Origin of the sequence: Micromonospora sp. NPDC000089, assembly GCF_042899365.1 — a bacterium.
Classification (GTDB): Bacteria; Actinomycetota; Actinomycetes; order Mycobacteriales; family Micromonosporaceae; genus Micromonospora.
In genome coordinates this window covers 145,157-155,314 of sequence record NZ_JBIAZT010000013.1, presented here as the reverse complement: position 1 = coordinate 155,314, position 10,158 = coordinate 145,157, and the positions used below count along the sequence as shown (strand labels likewise).

The window sequence follows — 10,158 nt, the reverse complement described above, 5'->3', positions numbered from 1 at the left end:
GGCCACGGTCGACAGATCCCGTTCAAGACCCGAAGTCAGTTAGGGGGCGGGTCAGACCGGACCGGGAGGACCCTCTCGCACATCCTCACTGTTAGTGGGGGTAGGGGAGGGTCAGGTGGCCTTGGCGCCAGTGGTGGGGGCGGCCTTGGATGGGCCAGCCGGAGTCGTTGATGGTCTGCACCGCCCGGACCCAGCGGTGGCGGGGGCCGAAGGGGGCGTAGCCGGCGGCGGCCTGCCAGGCGTCGTCCAGGGCGGTCAGCAGGTCGTGGATTCGCTCGCCGGGAACGTTGCGGTGGATCAGCGACTTCGGCAGCCGCTCGGCGAGCTGGGCCGGGCGCTCCAGGGTGGTCAGCCGGGCGGCCAGGGTCAGCGTGCGCGGGCCGTCCGCGTCGACCAGCACCCAGGCGCCGAGCCGGCCCAGCTCGTCACAGGTGCCCTCGACCAGTACGCCACCGGGCGCCAACCGGTCAGTGATCGTCCGCCAGGCGGCGGGCACCTCGGTCTCGTCGTACTGGCGCAGCACGTTGAACGCGCGGACCAGGGTGGGACGCAGCCCGGCCAGCTCGAAGCCGCCCCGGGCGAAGGTCAACCCCGGCGGATCGGCGGCCGGCTGGGCGGCGGCGACGCGTACCGGATCGATCTCCAGCCCGACCACCCGGACGTCGGGGCGGACCCCGGCGGCCAATCGGGCGCGCAGCTCCACGGCGGTGACCGGGGTGGCGCCGTAGCCGAGGTCGACCACCAGCGGGTCGGCCGCAGCCCGTAACCGGTCGCCGCAGTGCGCGACGATCCAGTTGTCCACCCGGCGGAGCCGGTTCGGGTTGGTCGTCCCCCGGGTGACCACACCCAGCGGCTTCACCGGCGCCTCCAACGTTCGCGACTGCGGGGCTCGCAGAACCGGCTCACTCCTCGCGCTTCACCGGCGCCACCGACCTCGCGCCCCTCAGACCCGGTGCACCTTGTGCTGGGCGGCCTGGGCCAGCGGGCGGACCACCAGGCGGTCCACGTTGACGTGCTGCGGGCGGGTCGCGCACCAGGCGACGCAGTCCGCCACGTCCTCGGCGACCAGCGGCTCGGGCACCCCGGCGTAGGTGGCGGCGGCCTTGTCGGCGTCACCGCCGAACCGGACCAGGCCGAACTCGTCGGTCTTCACCATGCCGGGGTCGATCTCGATCACCCGGACCGGTCGGCCGGACAGCTCCAGCCGTAGCGTGCCGGCGATCGCGGTCTGCGCGTGCTTGGCCGCCGTGTAGCCGCCGCCGCCCTCGTACACCGTGAAGCCGGCGGTGGACGAGACGACCACGATCGTGCCGGCGCCGGACGCCTCCAGCGCGGGCAGCAGCGCCTGGGTGACCCGGAGCGTGCCCAGCACGTTGACGTCGTACATCCACTGCCAGTCGGCCACCGAGCCGGACTCCACCGGGTCCAGCCCGCGCGCGCCGCCGGCGTTGTTCACCAGCAGGGTGACCGGCCCCGGCGCCCCGGCCGCCGCGGCGGCCAGCCCGGCCACCGACTCGTCCGAGGTGACGTCGCAGGTGACCGCGGTGGCCGCCCCGCCGGCCGCCTCGATCTCGGCGACCAGGCCGGCCAGCCGGTCGGCGCGGCGGGCGGCGGCCAGCACGTGGAAGCCCTCGGCGGCCAGCCGGCGGGCGGTGGCCGCGCCGATCCCGCTGGACGCCCCGGTGACGATCGCGACGGAGGTCATCCGGACATTGTCCCCCGCGCCGACCGGCCCGCGCCGACGGGCGGCCGATGAGGTCCGTCACCCCGGGCCCCCGCGGCAACGCATTTCCGAAGCCCGATGGGGAAGATGACACCCGGCGCGCAGGTTGACCGAGAAGCGCCGGTAGTGCGGACGGCAACACAACCGTGACAGAGGGAGCGGACGTGGCGGAATTGCACACCGGCGTCGGTCGGCAGCGGGGTGCGCGGCCGTGGCCCCGGCCCCGACGAATCGCGACCCTGTCCGTGCACACCTCACCGCTGCACCAGCCGGGCACCGGCGACGCGGGCGGGATGAACGTCTACATCCTCGAGGTGGCCCGCCGGCTGGCCGAGGCCGACGTCGAGGTGGAGATCTTCACCCGGGCCACCTCCGGCGACCTGCCCCCGGTGGTCGAGATGGCGCCCGGAGTGCACGTCCGGCACATCACCTCCGGCCCGCTGGAGGGGTTGACCAAGGAGGAACTGCCCGGCCAGCTCTGCGCCTTCACAGCCGGGGTGCTGCGCGCCGAGGCGGCCCGCCCGCCCGGCCACTACGACCTGATCCACTCGCACTACTGGCTCTCCGGCCAGGTCGGCTGGCTGGCCAAGGAGCGCTGGGGGGTGCCGCTGGTGCACACCGCGCACACCCTGGCCAAGGTCAAGAACGCCCAGCTCGCCGCCGGTGACCGGCCGGAGCCGAAGGCCCGGGTGATCGGCGAGGAGCAGGTGGTCGCCGAGGCCGACCGGCTGGTCGCCAACACCCGGATCGAGGCCGCCGACCTGGTCGGCCGGTACGGCGCCGACCCGGCCCGGGTCTCCGTGGTCGAGCCCGGCGTGGACCTGGACCGGTTCCGCCCGGCCACCGGGGACCGGGCCGCGGCGACCGTCGCCGCCCGCCGCCGGCTGGGCCTGCCCGCCACCGGGTACGTGGTGGCCTTCGTCGGGCGGATCCAGCCGCTCAAGGCGCCCGACGTGCTGATCCGTGCGGTGGCCGCGCTGCGGGACCGGGATCCCGACCTCGCCGCCGAGCTGACCGTGGTGATCTGCGGTGGCCCGAGCGGCAGCGGGCTGGACCGCCCCACCTCACTGATCGAGCTGGCCGGCTCGCTCGGCGTCGCCGACCGGGTCCGCTTCCTGCCGCCGCAGACCGGTGACGGGCTGCCGGACCTCTACCGGGCGGCGGACCTGGTGGCGGTGCCGTCGTACAACGAGTCCTTCGGCCTGGTCGCCCTGGAGGCGCAGGCCTGTGGCACGCCGGTGGTGGCCGCGGCCGTGGGCGGCCTGGTCCGCGCGGTCCGGGACGGGGTGAGCGGGCTGCTGGTGGACGGGCATGACCCGGTCGACTGGGCCGGTGCCCTCGGCGCCCTGCTGCCGGATCGGGTACGCCGGGCCGAGCTGGCTCGCGGCGCGGCCCGGCACGCCCGCAACTTCTCCTGGCAGCGCACCGTGTCGGGGCTGCTCGCGGTGTACGGCGAGGCGATCGCCGAGCACCGTGGCCGGTTGGCGGCGCAGCTCGCCGGCGATCCGGCGCTCAGCTGCTCCTGGTGATCCCCGCCGGCGCGGCGGTCGCCCCGGGGTGATCGGGGCCACGGCCCGCCGTCCGGTGGCCGGGGCGGGCCGCCCGTAAAGTGGGTGCGATGAGCGCCCAGAGCGACCTGCCCGCCCTGATCGAGTCCGTGCTGACCGAGCGGGAGCTGGAGTGGGAGTCGACCGGCGACGGGTCGTACGCGGTCACCCTGCCCGGCACGCACAAGCTCAAGACCATCTGCAACCTGATCGTCGGGGAGCACGCGCTGCGGGTCGAGGCGTTCGTGATGCGCCAGCCCGACGAGCGGCGCGAGGAGCTGTGGGCCTGGCTGTTGCAGCGCAACGCCCGGATGTACGGCGTGTCGTTCTCCATCGACGCCGTCGGCGACGTCTACCTGACCGGCCGGGTCAACCCCGCCGGCGTGGACGCAGAGGAGCTGGACCGGCTGCTCGGCGCGGTGCTCACCTACTCGGACGAGTCCTTCGACACCATGCTGGAGATCGGCTTCGGCAGCTCCATCCGGCGTGAGTGGGAGTGGCGGGTCAAGCGTGGGGAGTCCACCGCCAACCTCGCCGCGTTCGCACACCTCTTCGAGCCCTCCACCGGAGGTTCGGACCGGTCCTGACGGGTAAGCCGCACCGCTGCGGCGTGGCAGTTTGGGACCCGCCGCAGGCCGAGACGGACTGTCGAGGAGCGTGCGATGGCTCAGCGGAGCAGCTCGGGTCGCGGCGGAACCGCGACCAGGACCAGAGCGGGCAACCAGACGCCGAACACCCCGGGGATCTCCGAATCGGACATCTCCCAGATGAAAGCGGACGACATCCGCGGCCAGCTACGCCGGCGGGGGGTCAGTGGGATCTCCACCCTGCGCAAGCCGGAGCTGGTGAAGACGCTGGCCCGGACCCTGCGGTCGGAGGGCCGCGGCGGTGCCGGGCGGCGCAGCACCGGGCCCGCCGGTCGGGCGGCCAGCACCAGGAAGACCGCCGCGAAGAAGAGCCCGGCGAGTAAGAAGACCGCCGCCGCCAGGGCGGGTGGCCGCACGGCCACCTCCGCCCGGGCGAAGGCGGCGCCGGCCCCGGCCCGCAAGGCCACCCCACCCCGCAAGGCGGCGCCTTCGCGGGCCAAGGCGACGCCGTCCAAGGCCGCGGCGTCACGCGCCAAGGCGACGCCGTCCAGGGCGAAGGCCGCGCCGTCGAAGGCGTCCGCGTCGCGCGCCAAGGCGACGCCGTCCCGGGCGAAGGCCGCGCCGTCCAAGGCGGGCCCGTCGCGGGCCAAGGCCGCGCCGTCGCGGGCGAAGGCCGCGCCGTCGCGGGCGAAGGCAACGCCGGCGAAGGCGGCTCCGTCGCGGGCCAAGGCGGCTCCCGCAAGGTCGAAGGCCGCGCCGTCGCGGGCCAGGGTGACGCCGTCGAAGGCGCGCTCGTCAACGGCCAGGGCCACCCCGTCCCGGGCCGCCACACCGTCCGCGGCCGGCGCGACGGCGCGGGTCCGGGCCGCCGGCTCGCCCGTCGCGGCCATGCCGATGGGTGAGATGGTGCCGCGTTCGGGCGCCCGGTCGACGCGCGCCGGCGTACGCACCGGGAAGGCGACCTCCCGTTCGGTGCTCTCCGCCCAGGTGATCACGTCGCCGGACGACCGCCCGGAGCGGCCCGGTCGGAGCCTGGTGACGATCGACCACGACGTGATCCGGGCTTGGGCCCGGGCCCGCAAGGCGCAGCCGGCCACCATCGCCGGCACCGAGCGCGACGGCCGGCCGGGGGTGCTCACCTTCGAGATTCCCGGTTACCGGGAGAGCGGCCGGGTGCGGGTGGTCAGCTGGGAGGAATGGTTCCGGACATTCGACTCGCGGCGGCTGAATCTCATCTATCAGGAGCAGTTGCGCGACGGCCGGCCGAGCAACTTCTTCCGGACCGAGTCACCCGATCGTGAGGACGGCTGACGCGTTTACGGGAATTGCTGCCGGGTAGCCGCGTGTTGGCACCAACCGGAACCGGAAGCAGGGCGGAACGGGACGATCCGTGCTGTGACCGGCGAGACACGGAACCGGGTTGAATCCGGAATCCGCGCGAACTAGCTTTATTGCACCGCGCCACGCTCGTTACCGTTCGGGGGAGCGGCGGATCGATCAGATCCGTGCACGAGCGAGGCGCACGAAACGGGTGGATCCCACCGTTGGGGGACGGTGCCACCCGTGGAACCGGCGGCGCGAGCGGGCGACGCTTACGGGGGTGAGTGTCGCCCGCCGCCGCCGGGCAAGCGGTGCGAGCGCCCACCACGACCCACGGGTCGAGGCGGGCGCTTTCGCCGTTTCTCAGGGCCGCCCCGGCCCCGCCGATCCCGACGCCTCTCGGTGGTCGGCGGCCGGCCCACCGGGAGCGACCGCCGCACCGGCTCAGCGGGCGGCCGCCGGCGCGGGCGCGGTCCACGCTGGGCGGCCGCACCGCCCACGGCGGGTGGGCTGTCCGCGTACCTCAGGAATTGCGGGCCGGAACGGGCTCGGCGGGTGCCGTGGCCGCGGCCTCGGCCGCCTCCGGAGCCGGCGCCCGGACGGCGGTGACCGGCGTGACCGGCTCGGCCGGCGGGCGCAGCTGCGCGGCGCGGCGCTCGCGGGCCGGGCCGGAGACCAGGTGGGCGACCGCCATCACCGCGCCGATCCCGGCGCATCCCAGCCAGAGCGCGGTGTTCCCGGCCTGCTCGCGCACCAGGCCGCCGAGGAGCGGGCCGACCGCCCCGGCGACCTGCCAGGAGAGCGAGAAGACGCCCTGGTAGCGGCCGCGCAGCTCGGCGGGGGAGAGCTCCGCGATCAGGGTGGCGTTGGACGGCGAGTTGAGCATCTCGCCGAGCGTCCAGATCAGCACGGTCAGCCCGTAGAACCAGGCGACGTCGGCGAGCGCGGTCAACCCGAAGCCGACGCCCATCACCACCGAGGCCAGGGCGAGCACGTGCGAGCGGCTGCGCCCCCGGATCAGCCGGGGGACGAAGAGCTGCCCGGCGGCGATGAGCAGGCCGTTGAGGGCGATCACCGAGCCGTAGGTGGCCGGGCTCAGCCCGGAGTCGACCATCGCGATCGGCAGCATCGAGAGGTGCTGCAGGAAGACCAGCGCGCCGAACAGGTTCAGCGCCACGAAGCCGAGGAAGACCCGGTCGGAGAGGATGGTCCGCAGCGCGCCGGGCGAGGTGCCGGCACGCTGGGTCGGCGTCGGCGCTCGCCGGGTCTCCCGGACCCGGGTGAAGATGATCAGTGCGGTGACCACCGTGGTGGCCGCGTCGACGACGAACAGCAGCAGGTAGCCGGCGTGCGCGGCGAAGCCGGCGAGCGCCGCGGCGCAGGCGAAGCCCAGGTTGATCGCCCAGTAGTTCAGCGAGAAGGCGCGCAGCCGGTCCTTCGCCGGCACCACGTCGATCATCATCGCGCCGAACGCCGGCCGGGCGGCCTCGGCGAACAGGCCGAGCAGCAGCGCTCCCGCGGCGATCATCGGCAGCCCCCGGGCCAGGCCGAGGGCGAGCATCATGGTGGCCGCGCCGAGGTGCGCGGTGAGCAGGGTGGGCCGCCGACCCCAGCGGTCGGTGAGCGTGCCGCCGATGGTGGTGCCGATCGCCCCGCCGACGCCCCACAGGCCGAGCACCAGGCCGGCCTGGGCGGGCGAGAAGCCGCGTTCCCGGGTCAGGTAGATGGCCAGGAAGATCAGCACGAACGAGCCGAGCCGGTTGATCAGGGTGCCGGTCCAGAGGTACCAGAAGGTGCTCGGCAGACCGCCGGTGGTGTCCCGGAACCAACCCCGCATCGTGCGCATTCCGCCGTCCACGCTCCCCGTAATGACCGCTATCCTTGTAGCGCCTTACAACCTAGTGCCGCCCCGGAATGCCGGTCATCCGCTTTTCCACGTGGTGGTCGTCACCGGCACTGCCCGCGTGTCCCGCACCGGGGTGCGGCAGGATGATCGGCATGACTGCGAGCGAGCGGCCGACCGTCGGGACGCTGGTCCTGCTGCGGCACGGCGAGAGCGACTGGAACGCGAAGAACCTCTTCACCGGCTGGGTGGACGTCGACCTGACCGCCAAGGGTGAGGCGGAGGCGCGGCGCGGCGGCGAGCTGATGCGCGAGCACGGCCTGCTGCCCGACGTGGTGCACACCAGCGTGATGCGCCGGGCCATCCGCACCGCCGAGCTGGCGCTGAACGCCGCCGACCGGCACTGGATCGCGGTGCGCCGGTCGTGGCGGCTCAACGAGCGGCACTACGGCGCCCTGCAGGGCAAGAACAAGAAGCAGACCCTGGACGAGTACGGCGAGGAGCAGTTCATGCTCTGGCGCCGCTCGTACGACACCCCGCCGCCGCCGATCGCCGACGACGACGAGTTCTCGCAGGTCGGTGACCCGCGCTACGCGCTGCTGCCGACCGAGCTGATGCCCCGCACCGAGTGCCTGAAGGACGTCGTGCAGCGGATGCTGCCCTACTGGTACGACTCGATCGTCCCGGACGTGCTGGCCGGCCGGACGGTGCTGGTGGCCGCGCACGGCAACTCGCTGCGCGCCCTGGTCAAGCACCTCGACCAGATCTCCGACGAGGCGATCGCCAAGCTGAACATCCCCACCGGGATCCCGCTGCGCTACGACCTCGACCCGCAGCTGCGCCCGCAGGTCCTGGGTGGGACGTATCTCGACCCGGCCGCCGCCAAGGAGGCCGCCGCCGCGGTCGCCAACCAGGGCCGCTGACGCTCCTACGACGAAGGCCCCCGGGTTCACCGGGGGCCTTCGTCAGGTGCGGGTCAGCTCGCCGAGGCCGAGGACTGGCCGGTGATCAGGTAGACCACATGCTCGCCGGCGTTCACCGCGTGGTCGGCGAACCGCTCGTAGAAGCGGCCGAGCAGGGTGGCGTCGATCGCGGTCTCCACCCCGTACGGCCAGTCGTCGCGCAGCAGCACGGCGAACAGGCTCTTGTGCAGCTCGTCCATCGCGTCGTCGTCGCCGTCCAGCTCGGCGGCGATGTCGGCGTCGGGCTTGGCCAGCACGTGGCCGATCTTCTCGCCCATCCGGTCGGCCACCGCGGCCATGTCGTTGAAGACCTGCCGCAGCTCGGCCGGCACGGCCGGGGACGGGTGCCGGCGCAGCGCCGTCTTGGCCACGTGGTCGGCGAGGTCGCCCATCCGCTCCAGGTCGGCGGCGACGTGCAGGGCGGTGATCATGGCACGCAGGTCGGAGGCGACCGGCGCCTGCCGGGCGAGCAGGTCGCAGACCCGCTCCTCGACGTGCCGGTAGAGGTCGTCGATCTCGGCGTCCCGGGCGATCACGGCCTCGGACGCCTCACGGTCGGCGGTGAGCAGCCCGCGGGTGGCCTGGCGCATCGCGGCGCGCACCCCCTCCGCCATGTCCACCAGCAGCTGGCTGACAATCTGCAGGTCGGCCCGGAACTCTTCGCGCATCGTCACTTCCTGGGGTCGGAGGCGCCGCCGGGCGGAATGTCCGCCGGGGGGCCCGCTGAGCAGGTGCGCGACCCACGGTAGGCGCAGGGCGCGGACCCCCGGTGAACCAGGGTGAACGACGCGGGGCCCGGCAGTGAACTTTCCTGAAAGCGAGAGTGGTTCGTCCCGCTATGGGCGTTGGTCAGGTTAACAATGACCCTACGATCGCCGGGTGGAATGGGCGGTGGCGGTCGTGGTGGCCGTGGCACTGGTGACCGGGCTGGTCGCCGGGTTGCTGCTGTCGCGGTCCGCCGGATCGCGCGGGCGCCGCGGGGTGCCACCGGGGAGCGGCGACTCCCGCACGAGCATGGGGAGGCTCGCGATTCCGGACGACCAGCAGGGCGGGCTCTCCGGGCTCGGCCGCAAGACGATCGACTCGCTGCGCGCCGGCGTGGTGGTCCTGGACCCGAACGACGAGCCCGTCCTGGTGAACCCGGCGGCCCGCGCCATGGGCCTGCTGCGCACCGGGGCCGCGCCCGGCTCCATCGCGGCGCACCCACTGATCCGCACCCTGGCCGGCCAGGTCCGGCGCACCGGCGTGCGCCGGGAGATCGAGCTCGACCTGCCCCGGGGCCGGGACAACGCCGGGGAGAACCCGCTCGGCGTGCACCTGCGGGCGATGGGGCTGGGCGCCGGCTTCATCTCGGTGGAGGCGGCCGACGTCACCGAGTCGCACCGGCTGGCCCGGGTGCGGCGGGACTTCGTGGCGAATGTCAGCCACGAGCTGAAGACCCCGATCGGCGCGCTGCAACTGCTGGCCGAGGCGCTGTTGGACGCCACCGAACCGGCCGGCGAGGACGCGCCCGACCTCTCCGAGGACCTGGTCGCCGCCCGCCGCTTCGCCGAGCGGATCCAGCACGAGTCGACCCGGTTGGGCCGGCTGGTGCAGGAGCTGCTGGAGCTGACCCGGCTGCAGGGCGCCGAGCCGCAGCCGGCGCCGGAGCCGGTCGCGGTGGACTGGGTGATCGCCGAGGTGCTCGACCGCACCCGCACGTCGGCCACCGCCCGGCGGATCCAGGTGGTCACCGAGGGCGAGAAGGGGCTGACCGCGTACGGCAGCGACAGCCAGCTCGCGACCGCCGTGGCCAACCTGGTGGAGAATGCCATCAACTACTCCGGCGAGGACACCACGGTCCGGGTCACCACCCGGGCCGACGACGAGCACGTGCAGATCTCGGTCGCCGACCAGGGCATCGGCATCGCGCCGAACGAGGTCGACCGGGTCTTCGAACGGTTCTACCGGGCCGACCAGGCCCGCTCCCGCGCCACCGGTGGCACCGGCCTCGGCCTGGCCATCGTCAAACACATCGCCAGCAACCATGGCGGTCGGGTGGAGGTGTCGAGCACTCTTGGAGGGGGCTCGACGTTCACTCTCCGGCTACCCGCCCGCCCTCCGGACGACCTGGAGACGATTCTGCCGTCCGCTGGAATCGAGGCCGGCCCGGCCGAGCTCCGGCAGGTCTGACCGC

Annotated in this window: 9 protein-coding genes and 1 pseudogene; 5 read left to right on the top strand and 5 right to left on the bottom strand. The window is 73.9% G+C overall.

From position 1 onward, the window contains the following. Positions 1 to 91: 91 nt before the first annotated feature. Together ACFY3U_RS22370 and ACFY3U_RS22365 are read right to left on the bottom strand one after the other, a co-directional pair. On the bottom strand, positions 92 to 859 hold the full coding sequence (locus ACFY3U_RS22370) for a class I SAM-dependent methyltransferase (RefSeq protein ID WP_387204856.1): 768 nt from the start codon (positions 857 to 859) through the stop codon (positions 92 to 94). Positions 860 to 943: 84 nt separating this feature from the next. After that, positions 944 to 1,705, bottom strand: coding sequence for an SDR family NAD(P)-dependent oxidoreductase (locus ACFY3U_RS22365; protein WP_387204853.1), 762 nt, complete (start codon positions 1,703 to 1,705; stop codon positions 944 to 946). 182 nt (positions 1,706 to 1,887) lie between these two features. Here ACFY3U_RS22365 and mshA point away from each other — a divergent pair, with 182 nt between their 5' ends. Together mshA and ACFY3U_RS22355 are read left to right on the top strand one after the other, a co-directional pair. After that, the gene (mshA, locus tag ACFY3U_RS22360) at positions 1,888 to 3,252 is read left to right on the top strand and encodes a D-inositol-3-phosphate glycosyltransferase (RefSeq protein WP_387204850.1); all 1,365 of its coding nucleotides are present in this window, start codon (positions 1,888 to 1,890) and stop codon (positions 3,250 to 3,252) included. Between the two features lie 89 nt (positions 3,253 to 3,341). Then, positions 3,342 to 3,857, top strand: coding sequence for a YbjN domain-containing protein (locus ACFY3U_RS22355; RefSeq protein WP_387204847.1), 516 nt, complete (start codon positions 3,342 to 3,344; stop codon positions 3,855 to 3,857). An 80-nt stretch (positions 3,858 to 3,937) separates the two neighbouring features. On the opposite strand, the gene ACFY3U_RS22350 is transcribed toward ACFY3U_RS22355, so the two are convergent. Then, positions 3,938 to 4,852 carry a hypothetical protein gene (locus ACFY3U_RS22350; RefSeq protein WP_387204877.1) on the bottom strand — a complete coding sequence of 305 codons (915 nt, stop codon included), beginning with the start codon at positions 4,850 to 4,852 and terminating at the stop codon, positions 3,938 to 3,940. Here ACFY3U_RS22350 and ACFY3U_RS22345 point away from each other — a divergent pair. Then, positions 4,797 to 5,168: pseudogene (locus ACFY3U_RS22345) on the top strand (hypothetical protein); the annotation flags it as partial. The gene ACFY3U_RS22350 and the pseudogene ACFY3U_RS22345 overlap by 56 nt on opposite strands. Before the next feature lie 532 nt (positions 5,169 to 5,700). Here ACFY3U_RS22345 and ACFY3U_RS22340 read toward each other — a convergent pair. Continuing rightward, positions 5,701 to 7,023: an MDR family MFS transporter gene (locus ACFY3U_RS22340; RefSeq protein WP_387204844.1), complete on the bottom strand. Its 1,323-nt coding sequence runs from the start codon at positions 7,021 to 7,023 to the stop codon at positions 5,701 to 5,703. A 152-nt stretch (positions 7,024 to 7,175) separates the two neighbouring features. On the opposite strand from ACFY3U_RS22340, the gene ACFY3U_RS22335 reads away from it, so the two are divergent. After that, complete coding sequence (locus ACFY3U_RS22335; protein WP_387204842.1) at positions 7,176 to 7,943, top strand: phosphoglyceromutase; 768 nt, start codon at positions 7,176 to 7,178, stop codon at positions 7,941 to 7,943. 53 nt (positions 7,944 to 7,996) lie between these two features. Here ACFY3U_RS22335 and phoU read toward each other — a convergent pair whose 3' ends face one another. Next, positions 7,997 to 8,650, bottom strand: coding sequence for a phosphate signaling complex protein PhoU (gene phoU, locus ACFY3U_RS22330; protein ID WP_387204839.1), 654 nt, complete (start codon positions 8,648 to 8,650; stop codon positions 7,997 to 7,999). Positions 8,651 to 8,963: 313 nt separating this feature from the next. Between phoU and ACFY3U_RS22325 the strand changes: the two genes are divergently transcribed. After that, positions 8,964 to 10,154 (top strand): sensor histidine kinase, encoded by a 1,191-nt coding sequence (locus ACFY3U_RS22325; RefSeq protein WP_387204874.1) that lies wholly within the window; start codon positions 8,964 to 8,966, stop codon positions 10,152 to 10,154. Positions 10,155 to 10,158 lie beyond the last annotated feature (4 nt).